At 62.9% G+C, this 19,699-nt stretch carries 25 protein-coding genes and 4 tRNA genes; 14 read left to right on the top strand and 15 right to left on the bottom strand.

From position 1 onward, the window contains the following. Positions 1-63: 63 nt before the first annotated feature. Positions 64-138, top strand: a tRNA-Val gene (locus G7Y50_RS09260). A gap of 72 nt (positions 139-210) precedes the next feature. Here the strand turns inward: G7Y50_RS09260 and G7Y50_RS09255 are convergent. Genes G7Y50_RS09255 through G7Y50_RS09240 form a run of 4 tightly spaced genes read right to left on the bottom strand, consistent with a single transcriptional unit; the run spans position 211 to position 3,788 of the window. Further along, positions 211-1,443: a hypothetical protein gene (locus tag G7Y50_RS09255; protein WP_165053441.1), complete on the bottom strand. Its 1,233-nt coding sequence runs from the start codon at positions 1,441-1,443 to the stop codon at positions 211-213. Beyond that, entirely contained in the window at positions 1,440-2,408 is a 969-nt protein-coding gene (locus G7Y50_RS09250) for an ABC transporter ATP-binding protein (protein WP_165053437.1), read from the bottom strand. The genes G7Y50_RS09255 and G7Y50_RS09250 overlap by 4 nt, the downstream gene beginning before the upstream one ends. Beyond that, positions 2,387-3,187, bottom strand: coding sequence for a hypothetical protein (locus tag G7Y50_RS09245; protein WP_165053434.1), 801 nt, complete (start codon positions 3,185-3,187; stop codon positions 2,387-2,389). Before G7Y50_RS09245 ends, G7Y50_RS09250 begins: the two co-directional genes overlap by 22 nt. Further along, positions 3,180-3,788 (bottom strand): RNA polymerase sigma factor, encoded by a 609-nt coding sequence (locus tag G7Y50_RS09240; RefSeq protein ID WP_206214822.1) that lies wholly within the window; start codon positions 3,786-3,788, stop codon positions 3,180-3,182. The genes G7Y50_RS09245 and G7Y50_RS09240 overlap by 8 nt, the downstream gene beginning before the upstream one ends. Before the next feature lie 200 nt (positions 3,789-3,988). Here G7Y50_RS09240 and G7Y50_RS09235 point away from each other — a divergent pair, with 200 nt between their 5' ends. From G7Y50_RS09235 to G7Y50_RS09215, 5 genes are all read left to right on the top strand, one after another. Then, complete coding sequence (locus G7Y50_RS09235) at positions 3,989-4,177, top strand: type II toxin-antitoxin system HicA family toxin (RefSeq protein ID WP_165053431.1); 189 nt, start codon at positions 3,989-3,991, stop codon at positions 4,175-4,177. Positions 4,178-4,200: 23 nt separating this feature from the next. Continuing rightward, positions 4,201-4,665, top strand: coding sequence for a type II toxin-antitoxin system HicB family antitoxin (locus tag G7Y50_RS09230; RefSeq protein WP_165053428.1), 465 nt, complete (start codon positions 4,201-4,203; stop codon positions 4,663-4,665). A gap of 150 nt (positions 4,666-4,815) precedes the next feature. Continuing rightward, positions 4,816-4,890: transfer RNA gene (locus G7Y50_RS09225), tRNA-Ile, on the top strand. Positions 4,891-4,994: 104 nt separating this feature from the next. Continuing rightward, on the top strand, positions 4,995-5,756 hold the full coding sequence (locus tag G7Y50_RS09220) for a TSUP family transporter (protein WP_165053425.1): 762 nt from the start codon (positions 4,995-4,997) through the stop codon (positions 5,754-5,756). A gap of 136 nt (positions 5,757-5,892) precedes the next feature. Continuing rightward, positions 5,893-6,381, top strand: a complete 489-nt coding sequence (locus G7Y50_RS09215) for a pyridoxamine 5'-phosphate oxidase family protein (protein WP_165053423.1) — start codon at positions 5,893-5,895, stop codon at positions 6,379-6,381. A 134-nt stretch (positions 6,382-6,515) separates the two neighbouring features. On the opposite strand, the gene G7Y50_RS09210 is transcribed toward G7Y50_RS09215, so the two are convergent. The 3 genes from G7Y50_RS09210 to G7Y50_RS09200 all read right to left on the bottom strand — a co-directional run bounded on the left by G7Y50_RS09210 (position 6,516) and on the right by G7Y50_RS09200 (position 9,259). After that, complete coding sequence (locus G7Y50_RS09210) at positions 6,516-8,546, bottom strand: sodium:proton antiporter (RefSeq protein WP_165053420.1); 2,031 nt, start codon at positions 8,544-8,546, stop codon at positions 6,516-6,518. 475 nt (positions 8,547-9,021) lie between these two features. Further along, positions 9,022-9,097: transfer RNA gene (locus G7Y50_RS09205), tRNA-Lys, on the bottom strand. Between the two features lie 85 nt (positions 9,098-9,182). After that, positions 9,183-9,259: transfer RNA gene (locus G7Y50_RS09200), tRNA-His, on the bottom strand. 189 nt (positions 9,260-9,448) lie between these two features. Here G7Y50_RS09200 and G7Y50_RS09195 point away from each other — a divergent pair. Further along, positions 9,449-10,993, top strand: coding sequence for an NYN domain-containing protein (locus G7Y50_RS09195; protein ID WP_165053417.1), 1,545 nt, complete (start codon positions 9,449-9,451; stop codon positions 10,991-10,993). Between the two features lie 214 nt (positions 10,994-11,207). On the opposite strand, the gene G7Y50_RS12255 is transcribed toward G7Y50_RS09195, so the two are convergent. Further along, the gene (locus G7Y50_RS12255) at positions 11,208-11,354 is read right to left on the bottom strand and encodes a hypothetical protein (protein WP_370458019.1); all 147 of its coding nucleotides are present in this window, start codon (positions 11,352-11,354) and stop codon (positions 11,208-11,210) included. A 126-nt stretch (positions 11,355-11,480) separates the two neighbouring features. Beyond that, positions 11,481-11,744 carry a helix-turn-helix domain-containing protein gene (locus tag G7Y50_RS09190; RefSeq protein ID WP_241156467.1) on the bottom strand — a complete coding sequence of 88 codons (264 nt, stop codon included), beginning with the start codon at positions 11,742-11,744 and terminating at the stop codon, positions 11,481-11,483. A 277-nt stretch (positions 11,745-12,021) separates the two neighbouring features. Here G7Y50_RS09190 and G7Y50_RS09185 point away from each other — a divergent pair, with 277 nt between their 5' ends. From G7Y50_RS09185 to G7Y50_RS09175, 3 genes are read left to right on the top strand one after another with little or no spacing between them, the layout of a single operon-like run. Beyond that, a complete protein-coding gene (locus G7Y50_RS09185; protein WP_165053414.1) occupies positions 12,022-12,273 on the top strand; it encodes a type II toxin-antitoxin system Phd/YefM family antitoxin in 252 nt (83 codons plus the stop codon). Beyond that, a complete protein-coding gene (locus G7Y50_RS09180; protein WP_241156466.1) occupies positions 12,267-12,569 on the top strand; it encodes a Txe/YoeB family addiction module toxin in 303 nt (100 codons plus the stop codon). The genes G7Y50_RS09185 and G7Y50_RS09180 overlap by 7 nt, the downstream gene beginning before the upstream one ends. Positions 12,570-12,593: 24 nt before the next feature. Continuing rightward, positions 12,594-12,842, top strand: coding sequence for a hypothetical protein (locus G7Y50_RS09175; RefSeq protein ID WP_165053411.1), 249 nt, complete (start codon positions 12,594-12,596; stop codon positions 12,840-12,842). 156 nt (positions 12,843-12,998) lie between these two features. Here G7Y50_RS09175 and G7Y50_RS09170 read toward each other — a convergent pair whose 3' ends face one another. Further along, the gene (locus tag G7Y50_RS09170) at positions 12,999-13,751 is read right to left on the bottom strand and encodes a hypothetical protein (protein ID WP_165053408.1); all 753 of its coding nucleotides are present in this window, start codon (positions 13,749-13,751) and stop codon (positions 12,999-13,001) included. Between the two features lies 1 nt (position 13,752). Next, a complete protein-coding gene (locus G7Y50_RS09165) occupies positions 13,753-15,054 on the bottom strand; it encodes an AAA family ATPase (protein WP_165053405.1) in 1,302 nt (433 codons plus the stop codon). Positions 15,055-15,764: 710 nt separating this feature from the next. On the opposite strand from G7Y50_RS09165, the gene G7Y50_RS09160 reads away from it, so the two are divergent. Then, positions 15,765-16,001 (top strand): antitoxin, encoded by a 237-nt coding sequence (locus tag G7Y50_RS09160; protein WP_165053402.1) that lies wholly within the window; start codon positions 15,765-15,767, stop codon positions 15,999-16,001. After that, on the top strand, positions 15,985-16,257 hold the full coding sequence (locus G7Y50_RS09155; RefSeq protein WP_165053399.1) for a type II toxin-antitoxin system RelE/ParE family toxin: 273 nt from the start codon (positions 15,985-15,987) through the stop codon (positions 16,255-16,257). Before G7Y50_RS09160 ends, G7Y50_RS09155 begins: the two co-directional genes overlap by 17 nt. A gap of 199 nt (positions 16,258-16,456) precedes the next feature. Here G7Y50_RS09155 and G7Y50_RS09150 read toward each other — a convergent pair whose 3' ends face one another. Next, entirely contained in the window at positions 16,457-16,624 is a 168-nt protein-coding gene (locus G7Y50_RS09150) for a hypothetical protein (protein ID WP_165053396.1), read from the bottom strand. Between the two features lie 165 nt (positions 16,625-16,789). Here G7Y50_RS09150 and G7Y50_RS09145 point away from each other — a divergent pair, with 165 nt between their 5' ends. Together G7Y50_RS09145 and G7Y50_RS09140 are read left to right on the top strand one after the other, a co-directional pair. Next, on the top strand, positions 16,790-17,065 hold the full coding sequence (locus G7Y50_RS09145; protein ID WP_165053393.1) for a type II toxin-antitoxin system Phd/YefM family antitoxin: 276 nt from the start codon (positions 16,790-16,792) through the stop codon (positions 17,063-17,065). Continuing rightward, positions 17,052-17,396 carry a type II toxin-antitoxin system PemK/MazF family toxin gene (locus G7Y50_RS09140; protein ID WP_165057034.1) on the top strand — a complete coding sequence of 115 codons (345 nt, stop codon included), beginning with the start codon at positions 17,052-17,054 and terminating at the stop codon, positions 17,394-17,396. The genes G7Y50_RS09145 and G7Y50_RS09140 overlap by 14 nt, the downstream gene beginning before the upstream one ends. Positions 17,397-17,583: 187 nt before the next feature. Here G7Y50_RS09140 and G7Y50_RS09135 read toward each other — a convergent pair whose 3' ends face one another. The 3 genes from G7Y50_RS09135 to G7Y50_RS09125 form a co-directional block, all read right to left on the bottom strand. Beyond that, on the bottom strand, positions 17,584-18,495 hold the full coding sequence (locus G7Y50_RS09135; RefSeq protein WP_165053387.1) for a hypothetical protein: 912 nt from the start codon (positions 18,493-18,495) through the stop codon (positions 17,584-17,586). An 84-nt stretch (positions 18,496-18,579) separates the two neighbouring features. Next, positions 18,580-18,822, bottom strand: coding sequence for a hypothetical protein (locus G7Y50_RS09130; RefSeq protein WP_165053384.1), 243 nt, complete (start codon positions 18,820-18,822; stop codon positions 18,580-18,582). 56 nt (positions 18,823-18,878) lie between these two features. Further along, the gene (locus tag G7Y50_RS09125) at positions 18,879-19,355 is read right to left on the bottom strand and encodes an FRG domain-containing protein (protein ID WP_165053381.1); all 477 of its coding nucleotides are present in this window, start codon (positions 19,353-19,355) and stop codon (positions 18,879-18,881) included. Between the last annotated feature and the right edge of the window lie 344 nt (positions 19,356-19,699).

Below are 19,699 nucleotides of genomic sequence, written 5' to 3'. Positions count from 1 at the left end.
CTTGCGCTCGAGGCGAAGTGCCGTTATCATAGTCAAACGCCGTTGAGAGACGGCAGCATATTCGGTCGCTTGGCTCAGCGGGAGAGCATCGCCTTCACACGGCGGGGGTCACAGGTTCAAATCCTGTAGCGACCACCATGAACAACAGGCCAGAGCGTTATTTGCTCTGGCCTTTTTCGTTGATTGCAAAGCCGAGAGTTAAAATGGCGCTCACCATTCCTCGCGCGCTGGCGCTTCCCAACTTCGCGCGAGGCGCGCAAGCAGAACCGCCCCGACGGCGAGAAGCACGACCAGGACGGCCACCTCCATGCCGCAGGGCATGAGCACCGACGAGCCAGGAACCACATCCCGGATCATGAGCGCCCCCTCCGTCGCCCACGGCGCAAGCACCATCCCGAGCACGGCGAACAGCGGCAATGCCTTCAGCAGCGCGGACACGTAGTTGTCGCTGAGCTGCGAGAGGAAGAGCGCGCCCGCAGCGGCAACGAGCCCCCAAGCCACCGTCAGCACCGCGAGAATCAGCAGATACTGCCCGTACGTCACACTCAGCCACGGCACGTAGAAGCTGTTCGCGTAGTTGAGGAGCGGGCAGCTCGCAAGCGCCAGCGTGCCGCTGAGCGCAAGCGGGACGCCCCACGCCACCACGTTCGCCAGTGCGAGCAGCGCCGCCGACGACATGCCTGCCGCGATCTGCGCGCGCACGCTTTCGCGCCCCGCGCGCGACGTTCGCTGGATGACGCACGTGCCGTGCAGCCGATCGCGCGTCATCACGGGTATGAGCAGCAGGATCACGCTCAGCACCGTCCACGACGCCAGATGCCCCGCGTAGCTCATAACGCGCTCGAGCATGCCGTGCGGCAGGAACCCGCGCTCGCCTCCTTCGTGCGCCGCGAGCATGCGTTGGTCGACGGCAGCCGCCCGCGGCCCAACGAGGCCGCCGCTCCATGGCGCATCAGCGACGTCCGACGCCTCGGCAGCACGCGCAGCGGCAGCCTCCTCCGTCATGTCATAGGACTCCATGAACAACTCGAGCTGCTGGATCGTCGGATAGTTCGTCTTCGAAGCAAGCACCCGGGCAAGGTCCGCGTCACGCGGGAGATCCCCCTCGGGCGGCCGCTCCGACAGAGCAGCCCGATACGCCGCGTAGCCGTCAATGCCCGCTTCAACCGCCTCCGGCAAGTCGGCCACCTGCTCGTCGAACGCAGCGATCTCCCTTTCCAGCCGCGCGTCGAGCTGCGCGCGCTCCTCGGGCTCCATGGTGAGACCAAACTCCTCGAGCCAGCCTTCGGCCAACGCAGCATCAGCCTGGAAATAAGGGCCGTTGTTCAGGTAGCGCAGGTCAAAGCTCGCGACCGTCACCCAGTACGCCAAGCCAAGCGCCACGATGACCACGATCAGACCCGGACGCCATATCTTGCGCATCTCACAGAGAAGCAGCCTCATACCGTCACGCCCCCTTCTCGGCCCGTCCAAGCGAAGGAAGAGCCCTTCTCCAACCCGTCGTCATACAGATACAGAAACGCATCCTCCAAACATGGCTCAACGGGAACGGCACCGACAGGCGGACATGCCGTGCCTGCGCCGCCTTCGTCACATGCGATGCGCGTGACGACATGCCCGCCGCGTTGGCGCTCGCTCAAGACCCGCCATCCCGACGGGAGCGGCGCAGGCGAAGCCTGCCCCAGAACCGGCCTCAACGCAGACGGGAGCGGCGCAGGCAGGGGCACCTCGAACACCCTGCCCGCCGCCCGCGCGCATACGCTCGCCGGAGGCTCGCAGGCAAGCACTCGACCGTCCTTCAGCAAGACGATCTCATCGGCGATGGCCTCCACGTCGGACACGACATGCGTGGACATGATGACGATGCGATCGTCCGCTACCGCGCGCACAAGGTTGCGGAACCGCACGCGCTCGCGCGGGTCGAGGCCCGCCGTGGGCTCGTCAAGCACGAGAAGCTGGGGGTCGCGGAGAAGCGCCTGGGCAATGCCCACACGGCGCAGCATCCCACCCGAGAACTCGCGCATCTTCCGATCAGCCACGTCCCACAGGCCAACCGCGTCAAGCAGGCGGTCGATGCGCGCATCAGCCTGCGCGCGCGGCATGCGCTGCAGCGTCGCGACATAGCGCAGAAACCGTCGAGGCGTGTAACGGGGATAGAAGCCGAGCTCCTGCGGAAGATAGCCGAAGCACGCGCGATACTCCTCCCCCAGGCAAAGCGCGTCCTCCCCGTTCCACAGGATGCGACCTTCCGTGGGGGCCATCAAGGTGACCAGCATCTTCACGAGCGTCGTCTTGCCCGCGCCATTCGGCGCCAGAAGCCCGTACACCCCTGGCCCAAAGACGAGCGAGACGTCTTCGAGCACCGTCACCCCTCCGAAACGCTTCGTCACATGATCGACTTGCAGCATGCCATGCCTCCTTCCACTGGCCGCAGGACGCAGCGCCGCAGCTCACCGACGTAGACGAAGGCCGCACCCGCGGCCACGACCACGAGCACCGCGAGGGGCACCTGCCCAAGCGCCGACGAAGCCGGCTGAAACGCCACGAGCACCATGCCCACGAGCGCCCATGCGACTGGCGGCACAAGGCAAGCCCACCCTCCCCGCGCAAACCGCTCGCACGCAAGCGCTGCGGCGGCGTACGCGAACAGGCTCGAGCACGCCAGCGCCAGAAGCCAGACGAGCGACATCCGCTGTCCTGTCACACCCCACAAAGCGAGCGCAAGCGCCACAGATGATGCCGTCGATGCGCCGCCGAACAGCAGCATGCGCAGCGCGTCGAACGCCTGAGGGGAGACGCGGCAGGTCAGCCGCCACTCGAGCACCTTGCGCATCGACTCCTTCCAGCGAACGAGCACGCTTGCCAAGGCGTACAGAAGGGGCGAGCAGACGAAGAGCAAAGGCGCGAGCAGGTCACCCTGCTGTGCGACGGCGAGAACGGCGGGCGCAAACACGAGCGCCGATGCAACAAGAGCCAGAAAGAGGCAGTCCTCCACGCCGAAGACAAACTCGCGAACAGGCACCTCGTGCAAGAGGTTCGCAAGCTGTGCGCACAGGCCCATGCGCGCGGGCAGCGCCGCATCCACGATGACGGCGATGCTGCGCTCGCGCTCCGCAGCGCTGGGCAGGTCCGCAGCGCCAGGCGCGCCCATCGCACCCCACACGCTTTTGGCTACGGGATCATTCATGGGATCCGAACTCCTTCCTCAAGCGGGCCGTCAATCGGTAGTACCGCGCCTTGACGGCAGGCTCTGACATCCCAAGCGCTTCGGCGATCTCGGGAAACGTACGCTCGGCATACAGCCTCAGCCGATACACCGCCTGCGATTCAGCGTCGAGCGCGCAGACATAGGACTCGATCTGCTCAAGCAGCACGCGGTCGCACGCCTGAGCCGCGAAGTCCTGCCCGTCAGGCACGTCAGCGTCGCCGAGCGGGGCGACGTCGGCGCGCACGCGCCGCCGCGCGTCAATGACCTTGTGCGCGGCGATGCGGTAGAGCCATGTGCGAAACGAAGCGCGGCGGTGGTCGAATCGCGGAAGGGAATGCAGCGCCGCCACGAAAATGCCCTGCGTCAGGTCAAGCGCATCTTCTTTGCGCCCGCACTGGCGAAACGCGAACACATACACCTCGTCGTAGTACGCGCGCACGAGCTCCTCGGCCGCCTCGCGCGATCCCCGCCGCTGCACATCACGGATGAGCTTCCGCTCCCGCGCGCTGCTCAGCCCGCGCATGTCACGGGTGCCCTTCGCGTCTGTCGCCTTCCCTCCCACCACCTCACCGCCCTTCACTCCTATATTCGCAGCCCGCGCCCCTATCGTTGCAAGAAATCTTCGCGCTCCTCTATATCTACTAGAACATTTGTATTATTATTGAGTCGAGCTTTTCTCGCAACATGCGTTTTACCCTTGACTATACGCAATCTTGAGACCTTGATTAAAAATAGCAACACTTTATAATATATTTGCCATCCGAGAGAAGGCGAACTGGCATGCCGAAGGAGCAGGAGGTCAAGGAGATCGTAAAGAGGCTGCGAAAAGAAGGCTGGGAAGAGCAGACTGGCAAAGGAAGCCACCTCGTATTCAGGAAGGACGGGCGGACCGTTTCCGTTCCCACGTCGAGCAAGGAAGTCAAGCTGGGCACCTACCGGGCGATAGCAAAATGCGCAGGCTGGCTGTAGGCGCCCCCCCGAAAGGAAGCATCATGGGAAAGTACATCTACGATGCCGTGTTTCACGCTGCGGAAGAGGGCGGCTACTGGGTTGACGCACCTGACCTTCCCGGATGCGTGAGCGAAGGCAGCACGATAAACGAAGCTGCGAGCATGATGGCTGATGCGATGAGGACCTATGTGGCATCCCTGCTGCTGCACGGAGATGAGGTTCCCATCTCGCACATCGGCCACGAAGCCGGCGACGGGGAGATCGTCATAGCCGTCTTCTTTGAGACAGACGAGAGCTATGTCGTACGCGGCAAGGTTGTGTCAGCCGCCCAAGCCGCGCGTGATCTGGGCATTTCAGCAGGACGCGTAACCCACATGATTGACGCGGGGCTGCTTGACGGCTACCGCAACGGCAGGAGAACCTACGTGAGCGTCGAGTCCATCAAGCAGCGGAAAGCCGACCCGTGCAGCGCAGGAAGGCCGCGAAAAGAAGTCCTGCAGGGGTGAACCCGCATCGCAGCCTGCCGCGCTCGCCCCTGCCCTTGCCCACGCCCTGCGACCACTTCGGGCTGCGCCTCTGGCCAACGCGATATGTGAGCGTGCCGAGAATCACCTGGCGCTTTCGCCGAAATGGGTTAAAATAGCCAACGCGCAAGCGGGCCTGTAGCTCAACGGTGGAGCAGGGGACTCATAATCCTTTGGTTGTCGGTTCGAATCCGGCCGGGCCCACCACTTCGACGCTGACCGTACCCTCATGCGAGGGTACGCCTGTCTCTGGCGCCGCACACCCCCTGCGGAGCCTGTGCGCCCCTCATCCGCGCGTGAAAGACGAGGCTGTGGAATACCTGATCATCTGCCCGCTCGCATTCGTTGCGGGCTTCGTTGACGCCATCGCCGGAGGCGGCGGGCTCATATCGCTTCCCGCGTTCGTGCTCGCGGGGCTGCCCATGCACGCGTCCCTCGGCACGAACAAGCTCTCGAGCTCGCTCGGCACGCTCATCGCGACCATCCGCTACGCGCGCGCCGGCTACATGGTGCGTGCCTTCGTGCTGGCCGCCGTGCCCTGCGCGCTCGTCGGCTCATGCGCGGGCAGCAACGCCGCGCTGCTCGCGAGCGACACGGCGCTCAAGGTGGTCATGCTCGTGGCTCTGCCCGCCATGGCGGCGTTCGTCCTGCGCACCAAGGACCTCGACTCCTTCGCGCGCACCGCCATCCCACGCCGCCGCGCGCTCTGCGTCACCGCGGCGATCGCGCTTGGCGTGGGATTCTACGACGGCTTCTACGGCCCGGGCACGGGCACGCTGCTCATGCTCGCGCTCACGGCGCTCGCGCGCCAGGACGTGCGCACCGCCGCGGGGACCACCAAGGCCATCAACCTGTCCACCAACCTCGCCGCGCTCGCGGTGTTCCTGGTGAACGGCGTGGTGGTCCTGCCCCTGGGCCTGGCGGCGGGCGCGTTCAACATCGCGGGCAACTACCTGGGGGCGGGCGCGTTCTCGGGCAAGGGCTCGGCCATCGCGCGGCCCGTCATGCTCGTGGTGATGGCGCTCTTCTTCTGCAAGGTGATCGCCGATTTGGCCGGCGAGCTCTGCCTGTAGCGCCCCGCGCCGCCCGATCACGCGCGAAGGAGGGCGCCGAATGACAAGGGCGGGGCCCATGCCCTACAATGGCGCATGACAAAACAGCGCATGACGAAGGAATCGCGCAAAGCCCTTCCGAAAGGAGACGCAAGCCATGTTCCGCGAGATGAGACGCAAGAAACAGATGCTGTCGCACGAGGAGTGCGCTGAGGTCCTCGCACGGGGAACCTCCGGGGTCCTGGCGCTCACCGGCGACGAAGGCTACCCCTACACGGTGCCGCTCAGCTACGTGTTCGACGGCGAGAGCCTCTACTTCCACAGCGCGCTCGCCGGGCACAAGATCGACGCCCTCGCACGCAGCGACAAGGCGTCGTTCTGCGTGATCGACCAAGACGAGGTGGTGGAAGAGGAGTACACCACGTACTTCCGCAGCGTGATCGCCTTCGGGCGGGCGCGCATCATCGAGAACCCCGCGGAGAAGCGGCGCGCGCTCGACCTGCTGGCGGCGCGCTACACGCCCGATGACGAGGAGGGCCGCCAGGCCGAGGCCGACAAGCTCTTCGACCGCACCTGCATGATCCGCCTCGCCATCGAGCACCTGAGCGGCAAGGAGGCCATCGAGCTCGTGCGCGCCCGCGTATAAGGCGCCCGCCTGCGGGCCGGCCAAGCCGCGTGCGGGCGACGACTGCTCGCGCGCGGGAGCCGCACGTGGCTCGCGCGCGCCCGCAATCCCGCGCCGCGCCCGCGCCCGCACGCCGCCTGCGGCTCCCGCTCCCCCTACACGTGGTTGTCCAGGTCCAGCTGCATGAGGTGGACGTTCTCGCGCATGCGCTTGGCGGCGGCGCGGCTCAGGCGCTCCTCCTCGTACATCGTCTGGATCTGCTCGAGCTCGAGCTGCAGGGCGTAGCGGCGGATGTCGTCGGTGCGGTCGACCGTCTTGATGACCGTCGACACGCTCGGCGTGGCGTTCAGGAGCTTGCGCTTGTTGCCCTGGTACTCGAGCAGCAGCGCGGCGGCATCCTCGGTGGGCACCTCGGTCGACGCCACCTTCTCCTCCAAGCGCGCGATCGCGTACGTCGCCGTCTCAACCTGCAGCTTGCGCTGCTCCTCGGCGCGCAGGCTCATGTCGGAGTTCGTGGGCAGCTCGATCAGCAGGCTGTGCAGGCCGCGGCGCATGATGGCGCGTACGCGGATCCACAGGTGCTTGGGCGACAGGCGGCCCGCATGGTGCTCGAGCAGCTGCTCGACCTGCTCGAGGCGCGCGAGGTAGCCGTATCCCACCATGCCCGACACGCCCTTCTGCTCGATCAGCTCAAGCGTGCGCTCGCGCTCCCAATGCAGCGCCTCGATGCGCAGCTTCACGTTCGGCTCGCCCTCGATGTCGTTGATCTCCTTGATGCGCTCGAGCCGGTCGTTGTACGAGCGGATGACCGCCTGCGTCTCCAAGCGGTTCTGCGGCGTCTGCCGCGTGGTGAGCTCTTCGATCACGCTGCGCATGATCTCCAGGTTGCACTCCACCTCGCGCATCTTCGCGTCGAGCTCGGCCTTCTTCGCGTCGCGCTTCGGCGCCAGAAGCGGCACCACGAACGTGGCGAGCAGAAGCGTGCACACGATGACGCCGCAGGCCAGAAAGATGATGAGGTCGCGCTGCGGGAAGCGGACGCCGGGCGCGATGAACACCGGGATGGTGAACAGGATCGACAGCGTGATGGTCCCCTTCGCGCCGCACAGCGTGGTGATGAGCGCGCTCTTCGCGTCGGCACGCCCGAAGGGGCGCTTCCCCACCCTCCGCACGAAGGCGAACTCCATGGCCAGGCACCACGCGAAGCGCACGGCCAGAAGGACGAACGTGAGCCCGATGATGTAGCCGACGAGCATGCCGTTGCCGATGGACACGTCGTCCCAGGTGTGGCGCATGGCGTTGGGCAGCTGCGTGCCCAAGAGCACGAACACGACGCCGTTGAGCGCGAAGGTGAGCACGCGCCACACGCTCGACGACACGATGTTCATGCGCGCCACCGACGGCCCGATCATGCGCGGCGAGATGACGTTCACCAGCCCCGCCACCACCACGGCGATGATGCCGCTCACGTGGAGCGCGCCCGAGATGAGGTACACGAGGAACGGCGTGAACACCTCGAACAGCACGTGGAAGGTGGTGTTCTCCACGCCGATGTCGCGCACCTTGCGCACGATGAAGTTGCCCACCGCGCCGAGCACGATGCCCACCACCAGGCCGCCGAAGAACTCGACGAGGAAGTCGGCGGTGGCGTCGAAGAGCGAGAACGCGCCTGTGATGGCCGCGGCGAGCGCGAACTGAAACGACACGATGCCCGAGGCGTCGTTCAGGAGCAGCTCGCCTTTGAGGACGCTCTTCTGGCGCTCGGGGATGTCGATCTGCTTGGAGAGCGACGACACGGCCACGGCGTCGGTCGGGCCGAGCGCAGCGCCGAGCGCGAAGGCGGCGGCCAGGCCGATCGAGGGGATGACGGCGTTCACCGCGAAGCCGATGATGAGCGTGGTGGCGACCACGAGCCCGATGGCCAGCGACAGGATGGGCTTCCGGTCGCGCCACAGCAGCGCCTTGTCGGCATGCTTCGCCTCGTCGTAGAGCAGAGGCGCGATGAAGAACACCAAGAACAGCTCAGGGTCGAGCGCGATCTGGATGCTCCCCGAGGCGAACAGCGCGACCACCACGCCGAGCGCGATCTGGATGAGCGGAAGCGACACCTTGGGGACGATCTGGTCGATGACAGACGATACGAGGACGGCGGCAAGCAGCAGCAGTCCGAGCGTGAGCGTTTCCACGCAGGGACCTCCTTCGGGCAAGTGATTCTTTGGTTATGATTCGTGTTTCGCCCCCATTGTAGGGAAAAAGCACGGCCGCGCCCGCCCTGCGCGTCATAAGGCACGGGTTCTTCAGAAAAGCGCGATCGAAGCGTTACGCGCGAGACATCGTGGGCAGGTGGGCGGCGTTGCAGTGGGATGCTGCGCGGTACGTGACCGAAGCGTTACGCGCAGGGCATCGTGGGCAGGTGGGCGGCAGGTGCGGCGGGCGCAGAAGCGGAGAAACGCACCCGCCCTTATCGCCCTGCGTCATCCTGCATGCCATCCCGGGCGGAGCGCCCGCGGCGTCATCCCCCCATGTCATCCTGAGCGGAGCGCCCGGAGGGCGCGCAGTCGAAGGATCCGGCCGCAGCAAGCGCCCCGCCGCCCCATGCCGCAGCGCCTCGCCGTTCCCGTGCAGCAAAAAAGCCCCTCGACGAGGGGCTTTCGAAATTCGTGGTGCACCATGAAGGACTCGAACCTTCGACCTTGGGATTAAGAGTCCCCTGCTCTACCAACTAAGCTAATGGTGCAAAAGTCGCTTGCGCTCAAAGCGCTTTGCTATTTTAGGCCAAGCGCTGCGTTTGCGCAAGACCCTTTTTCAAGCAATTCGCGCGCTGGGGTGGATGATGGGACTCGAACCCACGATCTCCAGAGCCACAATCTGGCGCCTTAGCCAACTAGGCCACACCCACCATGGCGCAAGGCAATATTATAGGGATGCGCCCTTCGCCTTGCAAGGGGAAATTTCGCGTATTTCCGAAGTTTCTGCCCGAACCGACGCAACGCGGCCCCAAACGCGCCCGTCACGCGCTATCATCTAGGGCATCGCAAAACATATCTGCACGCATCCCCTCCGGGGGACCGGCTCGAGAAAGCACCCTATGGAAATCAAGACATCTTCCGACAAGCGCTTCGCGCTGCTCATCGACGCCGACAACGTGTCGGCGCGCTACATCAAGCCCATCCTCAACGAGCTGTCGAAGTACGGCACCGTCACCATCAAGCGCATCTACGGCGACTGGACGCTCACGCTGCACGCCAAGTGGAAGGACGCGCTGCTCGAGAACTCGATCACGCCCATCCAGCAGTTCGGCTACACGCAGGGCAAGAACGCCACCGACTCGGCCATGATCATCGACGCCATGGACATCCTCTACACGGAGTCGGTCGACGGGTTCTGCATCGTGTCGAGCGACTCGGACTTCACGCGCCTGGCGAGCCGCCTGCGCGAGAGCGGCCGCACCGTCATCGGCATGGGCGAGAAGAAGACCCCCACGCCCTTCCGCCGCGCGTGCGACGTGTTCACCACGCTCGAGCTGCTCATCGACAGGCGCGGCAAGAGCGGCAACGCCAACGGCCCCGCCATGTCGAAGGACGAGGTGGAGCAGGCCGTGGTCGACATCATCACCGACAACCAGAACAACGGCAAGTCGACCGGCCTCGGTGAGGTGGGAAGCCGCCTGCTCAAGCGCTACCCCGACTTCGACGTGCGCAGCTACGGCACGAACCTACTCTCGAAGCTCCTGAGCGAGTTCACGCGCGTGCGCATCACGAAGGATCACAGCTCGGTGACCGTCGAGCTCACCGAGGGCAGCGAGGACAAGCGCGAGGAGAAGGCCGCGAAGGCCGATGAGCGTCGCGAGGAGAAGGGCGCGAAGGCGGACGAGCGGCGCGAGGAGAAGCGCCCGCGTCGGTCTTCGAAAGCCCCCAAGGCCGCGCTCCAGGCAGCTGAGGAAGTTGCTGCTGCGGCGGCGAAGCCCGAGGAGGGCGAAGGCGCTGGTAAAGAGGGCGTCGAGGCTGCCGAGGCGCACGCCGATAAGGTTGCCGAAAAGACCGCTGAGAAGCCTGCGGACAAGGCCGCCGAGAAGACTGCTGGCGCACCCGTGGAGAAGGGCGCAGAGAAGCCTGCCGAGAAGCCGGCGGCCCCGAAGCGCAGCCGCCGCAGCCACCGCGTCTCGGCCAAGGCAGCCGCCAAGGCGACAAATCCCGAGGCCACGCCCGATGCGACGGAACAAGCGGCGTCCACGACAGAGCAGGCGACAGCACCTGCAGCCAAGCCTGCGCCAGCTGAGCCCACGCCGCTCGAAGCTGTCCCCGCCCCTGCCCCCGCGGCCGAACCCGAGGCCGCAGCCAAGGCCGAAGCCCCCGCTCCCGCCAAGAAGCCCGCGCGCAAGTCGCGTCGCCGCTCGAGCAAGAAGGCGGCGCCTGCGTCCGAGACGCCGCAGGACTACATTCGCCAGCTCGTGCGCGAGTCCGGCGCGACGGGCATCGAGCTCGCCCAGATCAGCGAGTCCGTGCGCGCGAAGTTCAAGGACTTCAAGGTGCGCGACCTCGGCTTCTCGCAGCTGCGCCAGTACGTGAGCAGCATCGACGACTTCTCCATCGAGAAGATCGGCAAGAGCATCATCGTCAAGCTCGCCGAATAGCAAAGCACCGGAGCCCCGCAAGGGGCTCCTTCATCATCTAGGGAACAGTAGGAACGCACCCACCCGCCCCCAGCTCCTCCAAGAGCGAACTCAGACACAAAACGATTGCCTTCTCGCATTCTTGCACGGCGTAAAGTTTTCGGGGTTGCGAGCGCTAGCCCCTCCGATTTGGAGGGCGAGCGGATGTCTTTTAAAACGTGTGGGATTTAGCATATTATTTGTTACTTCCCACATGGCCATGCGTTTTCTCCCCCTTTTCCGCATGGAGCATCCGGGCAAACTCCAGTCGTGCCGTTCCTTCGGGAATGAGGGCCTCGAAGAACCGGGCGGTTTCGGCTTCCGAGTAGGGCGCGCGGCGCACAGGAAGAGCACCGAGATGGGCTGGCCCTCGTAAGAAGGGTCGTAGGCAAACTCAATGCTCCCGGAAGGAGAGGCGATGCTCCCGACGAGCTCGAGATTCCCGTGGTACTCGCGCCAAACAGACAGGCTACTCATCTTTCCCTCTAATCTGCAGCCACAGGTCGATGCCGAGGCCATTTGCGATACGCAGCACCGTCTCAAAAGCAACCGTCGGCTTGCCACGCTCTATCTCGCTGATGAGTCGCTGGCTGCAACCGACAAAGGCGGCGATGTCCGTCTGGGTGTAGCCGAGCTCTCGGCGCCGCAAGCGCAGCACCTGGCCTACTTCCACCATGCTGTAGCACTGCGTGCGCGCCGCCTGGTCGAACCGCGCGTCAAGCTTCGTTCTCATGGCACTCCTTATTACCTATAGGTACTTTATTGCGCAGTGTAACATAGACTAGAACCTATAGGTAATAGAATGTCTCTCTCGTACCTTGCAATGCGTTCGGGTAATAAAGCCCGATGTTATGGCGCTCGACGCAGCAGCATAGGGGTTATATGCCAAGGCAGCGCCCCCGAAGCACCGCCCGCGCAGGCTTTGGAGGCTTGCAAACTATGCGATGCATCTTGACGTACGTAGATACGTACGTCATACTGCCAGATAGCGGAAACGAAAAGGAGCGGCCATGACCTCGATAACCGCAACGGCGCTACGCCAGAACATCTATCAGACCATCGCCCAGGTGAACGCCAACTGCGCTCCCATCGCCATCACGAACAGCAAGGGAAAGGGCGCCGTCCTCGTCGGAGAGGACGAGTGGGCAGCCATCGAGGAGACGCTCCACCTGAACAGCATCCCGGGAATGGCCGAGTCCCTGCAAGCTGGCGCGGCAGAGCCCCTTGACAGCTGCGTCTCCGAAGACCAGCTGGAATGGTAGCCATGTACCTGGTGAAGTTCACGAGGCAAGCCGCCAAGGACGCGAAGAAGCTGAAGTCCGCCGGTCTGGACAAGAAGGCGAAAGCCCTCATCGACGTGGTGCGAGAAGACCCCTTCCGAAGCCCGCCCGCATACGAGCAGCTGGTCGGCAACTTGTCCGGACTCTACTCCCGCCGAATCAGCTTACAGCATCGCCTCGTCTACCAGGTGCACGCAGAGCCGGTCATCGAGAACGGGGCATCCTACGAGGGGGTCGTGAAGGTCGTTCGCATGTGGACTCATTACGAGAACATCTAGCTCGCAAATCAAGGCGACGCCGCCATGTCCGAGGTCCCGCGAATGAGCGCGGCCGAGGCGGCGCGCGCCCTCGGCGTCACGCGCCCGCGCGTCACCGCGATGCTGGCGAGCGGCCTCCTCGACGGATGGCGGGAGGGCCGCAACACCTGGGTCACCGAGGCGAGCGTGGGCGCGCGTCTGGCCGACGCGCGCAAGGCCGGACGCCCCAGAACGACCGCAGCGAAACACGAGCGCCCTTCGCGGTATCCACATAGCCCACTTCCGCTACCGTAACCGCAAAGGCGTCACCGAGGAAAAGTTGATACAAGCACGGCCCTTGCTCAGCCGCCGTTTGCAAGACCGCCGCGCCGACGCCCGAAAAGAGAGGAACCCGACCTTTGCCTCAAGGCCGAGCCCCCAATCAAGTTCGTCGAACGCAGCATTGTCGCATCAGTCCTCCGATTCCTGGAGGCTACGGTTTGCCTGGTCACCCCCGGATTGCACGTCAAGGCCATCATCAGCCCCGGCGCCCAACAGCGTCGCGAGCAGCTTGTCGATCCTCAGCAGATCAACGCCTTCAGGCGCGTTGCGTGCTATGAGCTGCATATCGAGCGCCTCCACCAGAGAGCGCGCCTTATCCCCGGCATGGTAAGCGACGTTCGGCGCCACCATGCGATAGAGCTTGGCCATCTTGCGCTTCCCCTTCCTGCCCCCGGGGATTGGAGTCTCGGCGGGTAGACCGAGGAACGAGAGCACGCCCTCGGAGTCGCACAGCATCACATCCTCGATGTCGGCTTCTGCGGCGAGGTCGACGACCGACGAGGCGTCACGGCCAATCTCCCTGCGGAGCTGGAGCCAGTCGCCCTCGTGGAACTTGGTGACATCGGCGTTGTATGCGTCGGTGTCGTAGCAGAGCAAAGCATGCCAGGGCGCAGAGGGCCACCCGCCCACGCAGACACGTGCGAACCAGCTTCCGGCGTTGGGAATCTGGGTGACCGAACCGACGCTGTGGAAGAGCAGCAGCGCCGACCCGCGCGGGCCGCCAACAACGAAAGCGGAAGTGTCGCTCACGATCAGTTCCTCGCAGGACAGGCCGAGCTGAGCCGCGGCATGCCTCGCGTAGGCCTTGTAGAAGACCTTCTCTGTCACGCCCTCCATGATGAACGCTATCCCGACCACGGGCTTGCCCGCAAGCTCTGCCATGTCAGTCCTCCAGATAGGACATCAGCACGCGCGCGTCGTCGTCGTCGGCCGACATCAGCCCGTAGAGGTACTCGCCAAACCCCATGCCGCGGTCCGTCGCAGCCGACAGGAAACCCCCTATCCGGTCAGCCCTGATCCTCCTGAAGCGCGCCACACCGTCCTCGGACGGCGCGCCCACGTACACCCTTTCAGGCTTGAGGTACTGCACGAGATAGGGCGAGTGGCTAGTCACGATCATGCAGGTGTCGCCGAGCGCCTCGTTGAGCAGGTTCAGGAGATCACCCGCCATACGGGGGTGGATGCTCGTCTCAACCTCCTCAACGCCGAGCAGCTGGTCACCGAGTGCCGAGACGGTCATGGTGTTGGCCAGGAGCCATATGGTCCTCTTCGTCCCGGCCGACATGCGCGAGATGTCGACCGGCTGGTTGAGGTAGGCGCTCTTAACGGTGATTCGGTACAGCTCGTCGCGAATATGAAAGGGAAGCTCGCCGCTTTCCCCTGCCTCGACGAGGCCCGCGTAGCGCTTCTTCCACTCGTCTTTCACCTCATAGGGATCAACAGAGAAGGCCTCGAACTCGGGAAACAGCGTGTAGACGGCCTCCTCGAAGGCCTCGTAGCCCTCCGGATGACGCTCGCGAAGGCAGAAAAGCTGCTTGGCGACGTCGGAGGAATCGAACGTGACACCATCGTCGTCGGCGTCGAACTCGAGGGGGCTCGCGGCGTAGCGGCTCTCAGCCTCAATGAGCCCGGCCACGTCGAGACGCAAGCCGCGCACCCTGCGAATGACGGGATTGATGTCGATGTCGTCCACCGCCGTGAGCACGTCGATGGCTAGCTGGTCCGCGTCGAGACGCATTGTCCTCTGCGAGCGGGTGGCATGGCTCGCGCGGTATTTGCCCTTGCGGCGCATGATGTAGCTCGACCACAGCCCGCCCGGCTTCGAGTTGGCCAGCAACCACTCATCGGACACCCGACGGCCGCTTCCATCGTCACGCACCCAGGTGAACGAGTAGCCGTAGCGCACGTAGCGGTACTCGCCGAGGGACTCATCGTCGAACTCGACCTCGAACGTGAAGTCGTCACTCTCGAGCTCGGGGTTGAGTGGCATGCCACCGAGATAGCCCATGAGCCGCTGCCGCTCCTTCGGGCTCGCATTGAGGAAGGAGACTCCGAAGTCCAGAGCCGCCAGCACGTTCGACTTCCCGTAGTTATTGGGCGATACGAGCCCGAGTATTCCGCCCAGCTCGAACCTGGTCTTGGCCACGTTCCTGAAACCGCCCACCGTGACGGCAGTGACTCTCATGCACGCACCTCCCGACGCATAGGATGCTTTGCGATAGATCCACTCTAGCAGGAACGACATCAAGCAGTCAACAACACTTGCTATAGTAACTTACAAGTTTGTCATTGAGAATCAAGTATGCCCTTGCTGTCAATTAGTAGCGCATGATCTCGACCGCTGGGATCTATTGCTTGTCATTTGACATGTTTCCAAATCAAAGAGTTGAATTCCTGGTGCTTCTTGCCCTGACATTCGCATACCTGTAAGTTTCTTCTCCCAAAAACTTACAGGTATCGACTTACACTTCGCATCTTGAATAAAACGCTTGCAGATTCAATTACATGCATTAGAACATGACATGTTATCTGACTAAAGTGAGATTTGATTCGCGAACCCACCGTTGAACAAGCGTCTTCTGGCGGCGTATGATGCCCCCATAGCCCGAAGCACGAGAAGTTCACCAACGGCGAGGTGACCGTCCTGGCGAAGAGGCACCGCGAGATCGAGGACGAGACGCTCGAGAGGGTCAAGAGACAGGCGGGGCTCGGGTAGCCGGCCCCCCAGGAAAGGACCTCAACAGGCAGGAGATGATGTCGCTTGACCATGCCGCATCCCGCACGTATCCGGTGCTCTTTTCATGCCTACAACCGGCAACATCACGTTGGGCGAGGCCTGATTTGTGTTAGAGTGTATAACGTGTTTACAGCTCAGATGACGCAAGGAGGTGCGGGATGGCAACCGCGACGGCAGCATTGAGGATACCGGAGGATCTGTCAGCCCGGTACGATCGGCTGGCGAAGGCGACGGGCCGGACTAAGACGTTCTACATGACAGAAGCGCTCTCGAGCTCGATAGACAGGCTCGAGTACGAGTACGACATCCTCAGGAAGGTCGAGGACTTCCGCGCTGGCCGCCTCGAGACCGTGACGCTCGACGAGCTGGAGGATCACCTTGGCTTGGCGGATTGAGCTCGACAAGGACGTCGAGCGCTCCCTTGCAAAACTCGACAAGCAAACCGCCAGGCGCATCACGTCGAAGCTGCGCGAGATCGCCCAGCTCGACGACCCGAGAAGCGCGGGGAAAGCGCTCGTCGGGAACCTGGCGGGGTTATGGCGCTACCGCGTCGGGGATTATCGGATCATCTGTGACATCGAGGATGAGGTCTTGCTGGTCCTCGTCGTGGACGTCGCCCACCGCAGCGAGGTATATAAACACCGCAGATGAGGTGCAGCCCATCACGCTCCGGCCTCAGAGCCCATATATCCGGCGCTTTCTTCGTGCCTAGCACCCACCGCACCTCGCCGGGCAAAGGGCGAGTTCGCCCCAGGACTCAGAATCCCGACGGCTACAGGCTCTGCAACTTCTGGTCGATAGCATCAAGTTCGTCTGCGTCGAAGAGTTTCCACGGGTTTTCATCGAGAAACTACTCGATGAAGCCGCTGAGGAACGACAGGAACCACACCCGCTCGTCGGTTTTGTAGACGAACAGGGGAATCGGTTTGACTCCGTGCAAGAGCTGGCACCTGAAATAGTAGGGCAGGCAGAACAGCAGATAACCGCATAGCGACAAGTCCGGGCGTTCTGAGCTCATGCGACCCATCTCTCATTACTGCCCCTTCCCGAACCATGCACGATTAAAGCACTCACGCTAAATCCTGGATACCCTGATACTCTCATGAATGCACGCCCATGTACGTTTTTATGGCTATAATAAGCGCTAGATGAAAAGCACACTCCGCCATCGAAGGAGAGCACAATGAGCGAGCTGACCGCGACCGTGGCCGAGACGAGGGCCAACTTCTCCAAGATCGCCGCGACGGTGAACGCGACGGGGAGGCCCGTCACCGTGTTCAGGAACTCGAAGCCCTGGGTGCTCGTCGCACCCGTCGGCAGGGGGTACGGCGACCGCATCCCGAACATCGACTGGTCCAAGCAGGACGTGGTGCGCATGGACGAGGAGACCCGCAAGACGACGCTCCCCGCGGAGTGGGACGACCCCGAGGACGACGGGCTCTACGATGACCTCGCGTGAGGTGGAGGTCGGCGACGTCTGGCTGGCCTACGTTGAGTTCGCCGACCACCCGGGCGCGGGCAAGGTGCGCCCCGTCGTCGTAGTCGACGTCCGGCGAGACCGGTGCGTCGCCGTGGCCGCGAAGGTGACGTCGAAGGACCTGCGAGCCGATGGGTCGGGTCGATGCGTCCCGATCATCGACTGGGATTCGTGCGGCCTGAGGAAGCCCTCGTACATCCGGCTCGACCAGAAGCTCGAGATCGCCTTTGAGGGGCTCCTCAGGGACGAGCCGATCGGGAAGCTGACCTGGCCGTACATGGAGGTAATAGCGAAAGCGCTCGCAGGTCTGTGAAGATACGGGACAGCCGACCTGGCATGCCATAGCAACACGGCGCTCGTCAAGTAGGGGTGGTATGATCGCGGCAGCAAAGCGCCCGATTGGTGAGCATTTCACATATATCCGGCGCTTTCTTCATCCCTAGGGTCCGCAGCTAGGGTTAAGTTTCAAAAAGCGTGTAAGGATCTCGGCTTACGGCCGCTCATGCGCTCGGCGCATGCAGACCCTCGCCCACCCGCCAGCCGCAGCCCGAGCAGAGGTCCCACTCGACCATGCCGTGAAGCTCGCTGTCGAGGTTCCCGCCGCTGCCGTCCGACACCGGCGAGTCGAAGACTCTCCTGCGCCTGAAGTCGCCGCTGAGCTTCAGGGGGATCCTTATCGCCTCGATCTTCGAGCCCTCGTCTCCGAGCACCGACTTGCTCACGGCGGCGACGAGCCTCACCTCGACCTCGTACGACCATGACTTGTGCTTCGCTATTGGCTCTATGCCGCGAAGCGCCTCACGAGCGATCCTTGTCCTCCCGCTTTCGCCAACGCGCCCGATGCTCATCTTCCCGTCGCCATCGCCGCCGCCGAAGTACAGCACGTCCATGAGCCTGAGCTCCATGTCCGACGCGTCGAGGACTCCGACGGGGCAGAATCTGCCGTGGTCGAAGTACCCGCACTCGTACTCGGGCGCCAACATCGCCGCGCGCAAGGTCCCCTTGTCGAAGTTGATCATCGCGCCGTTTCCGTCTATGCCGCCGTACAGCATCCACATCGCGATGCTCTCGCTCGTCATCGCCGAGAAGCAGATTCCAAACCTCTTGAACGATGAGTCGCGAGGGTTGAATCGCTCCCTGTCATACTTGTCGTTCCAGCTTCTGCCGTCCGTGAGGTAAAACGCCGAATCATCCAAGATGCTGGCTATTCGCCTGCGCGTCGCATAGTGCCTGTAGTTCCTTCGGCTCGAGCCCGTCGAGCCGAGGTACTCGAGGATGCCCCTGTACCCATCGATACCCTCAACCGACTCCGAACGGGAGAGAACCTCCCCGTCGAAGTACTGCCGCTCGTACTCCGACACGACTTGGACCAAGGTTGCCTTCTCAAGCATCTCAGCCATGTAACGGGTCATGCTCAATCTCACCTCTTATCAAGAGCCCAGATTTCGAAAAGGACGAGCAAGCCAGTATGCTCGACCGAAGGAACTGCATTTATGCTACACCAGCGCTTCAAAGGACTTGTCGCGCGCCCACCTACTCGCAAAAGACTCAATGCTTGGCAGCAGTGTCTGCTTGCTAATTCCCTTAGATTCGAGATAATCACGCAGCTCAGATTTCATTTGCTGCCCAACCCAAATCGTCAAAACCCTCGACGACGACGTCTCGTTGGTAAAGATGCTCGGCTCGCTAAGCGGATTCGCAAGAACCGTCGTAATAAAAGCAGCCGACTGAACTTTCATGCGCCTATTCCATGCTGGCGGACAAACCAAGACCGGACGCCCGCCCTCCCCCTTTCTCAGCACATCATCCCATGAAGCAGAGCCGTCCTCGACATCGACGCGACAAGACGGATCGACGCACCAGCGCGATGCACAACACCCTTTGTGGACAAATCCCCTAACGAAAAGAACAATGCGACCAAAGGGTCATGTGTGACGTCCAACAGCCTGGTCGCTCCTCCATAATGCTGGATTTGCGCCATTAGACCCAAGCAGTCATCGTCTTTTTCATCCAGCAACGACTCGAGCTTGGCATGCTCAACGAGGAGAGCCTCGGCGCAGCGAACCAAGCTCTCGTCAATTTGCGAGTCGGCAAAGCCACAACACCTGAGCCTTCGGTACAAAGACGGAAATAGCGGCCACATATAATTACTTTGCTCGCGCCAAACATAGCTTTCCTGCAAGGCCCCTTCATTTAGCAGCTCAAGCAACTCGGCAAGAGTTTTCGGGACCTCCAGCATTACGGTACCCGAAGAGACTTCCGCCTGTTCCACAGCATCTCACCCACGATCCAAAACAGCACGCTCGATCTATTGATAACACCCACGGACGTTACGGTTGCCTAAAAGTTATCACAGACGAGAGATCGTCGTCATCTCAAAATTGGCCTGTTTTGAACCTAGCGGCAACACGAGGCTTTTCGGAAAGGCCGCCAATCCCGCTCTTTCATCAGAACCACCTAAAACCGCGGAAGGCTATCGGCGACGAATCGGCTCTCTCTAAAAAGTTGGGGGATTTCTCTGTTTTGGGGCATTTATGCTGCCTCCCCCACGTTTCTTTGTTGATTTGCAAAAATCTTCCAATCTCTCAATAAAGTTGGGTAGCACGTGACGTCAAA

The organism is Adlercreutzia sp. ZJ176 (genome assembly GCF_011038975.1).
Taxonomy (GTDB): Bacteria; Actinomycetota; Coriobacteriia; order Coriobacteriales; family Eggerthellaceae; genus CAAEEV01.
The sequence above is the reverse complement of the archived record's forward strand: the minus strand, read 5'-3'. Positions and strand labels throughout refer to the sequence as shown.

What these genes read in the sequence shown, in the direction of transcription:
- G7Y50_RS09255 (WP_165053441.1), bottom strand. Translation starts at nt 1,443, where the DNA reads ATGAGGCTGCTTCTCTGTGAGATGCGCAAGATATGGCGTCCGGGTCTG.
- G7Y50_RS09250 (WP_165053437.1), bottom strand. Translation starts at nt 2,408, where the DNA reads ATGCTGCAAGTCGATCATGTGACGAAGCGTTTCGGAGGGGTGACGGTG.
- G7Y50_RS09245 (WP_165053434.1), bottom strand. Translation starts at nt 3,187, where the DNA reads ATGAATGATCCCGTAGCCAAAAGCGTGTGGGGTGCGATGGGCGCGCCT.
- G7Y50_RS09235 (WP_165053431.1), top strand. Translation starts at nt 3,989, where the DNA reads ATGCCGAAGGAGCAGGAGGTCAAGGAGATCGTAAAGAGGCTGCGAAAA.
- G7Y50_RS09230 (WP_165053428.1), top strand. Translation starts at nt 4,201, where the DNA reads ATGGGAAAGTACATCTACGATGCCGTGTTTCACGCTGCGGAAGAGGGC.
- G7Y50_RS09215 (WP_165053423.1), top strand. Translation starts at nt 5,893, where the DNA reads ATGTTCCGCGAGATGAGACGCAAGAAACAGATGCTGTCGCACGAGGAG.
- G7Y50_RS09195 (WP_165053417.1), top strand. Translation starts at nt 9,449, where the DNA reads ATGGAAATCAAGACATCTTCCGACAAGCGCTTCGCGCTGCTCATCGAC.
- G7Y50_RS09190 (WP_241156467.1), bottom strand. Translation starts at nt 11,744, where the DNA reads ATGAGAACGAAGCTTGACGCGCGGTTCGACCAGGCGGCGCGCACGCAG.
- G7Y50_RS09185 (WP_165053414.1), top strand. Translation starts at nt 12,022, where the DNA reads ATGACCTCGATAACCGCAACGGCGCTACGCCAGAACATCTATCAGACC.
- G7Y50_RS09180 (WP_241156466.1), top strand. Translation starts at nt 12,267, where the DNA reads ATGGTAGCCATGTACCTGGTGAAGTTCACGAGGCAAGCCGCCAAGGAC.
- G7Y50_RS09175 (WP_165053411.1), top strand. Translation starts at nt 12,594, where the DNA reads ATGTCCGAGGTCCCGCGAATGAGCGCGGCCGAGGCGGCGCGCGCCCTC.
- G7Y50_RS09170 (WP_165053408.1), bottom strand. Translation starts at nt 13,751, where the DNA reads ATGGCAGAGCTTGCGGGCAAGCCCGTGGTCGGGATAGCGTTCATCATG.
- G7Y50_RS09165 (WP_165053405.1), bottom strand. Translation starts at nt 15,054, where the DNA reads ATGAGAGTCACTGCCGTCACGGTGGGCGGTTTCAGGAACGTGGCCAAG.
- G7Y50_RS09160 (WP_165053402.1), top strand. Translation starts at nt 15,765, where the DNA reads ATGGCAACCGCGACGGCAGCATTGAGGATACCGGAGGATCTGTCAGCC.
- G7Y50_RS09150 (WP_165053396.1), bottom strand. Translation starts at nt 16,624, where the DNA reads ATGAGCTCAGAACGCCCGGACTTGTCGCTATGCGGTTATCTGCTGTTC.
- G7Y50_RS09145 (WP_165053393.1), top strand. Translation starts at nt 16,790, where the DNA reads ATGAGCGAGCTGACCGCGACCGTGGCCGAGACGAGGGCCAACTTCTCC.
- G7Y50_RS09140 (WP_165057034.1), top strand. Translation starts at nt 17,052, where the DNA reads ATGACCTCGCGTGAGGTGGAGGTCGGCGACGTCTGGCTGGCCTACGTT.
- G7Y50_RS09135 (WP_165053387.1), bottom strand. Translation starts at nt 18,495, where the DNA reads ATGACCCGTTACATGGCTGAGATGCTTGAGAAGGCAACCTTGGTCCAA.
- G7Y50_RS09130 (WP_165053384.1), bottom strand. Translation starts at nt 18,822, where the DNA reads ATGAAAGTTCAGTCGGCTGCTTTTATTACGACGGTTCTTGCGAATCCG.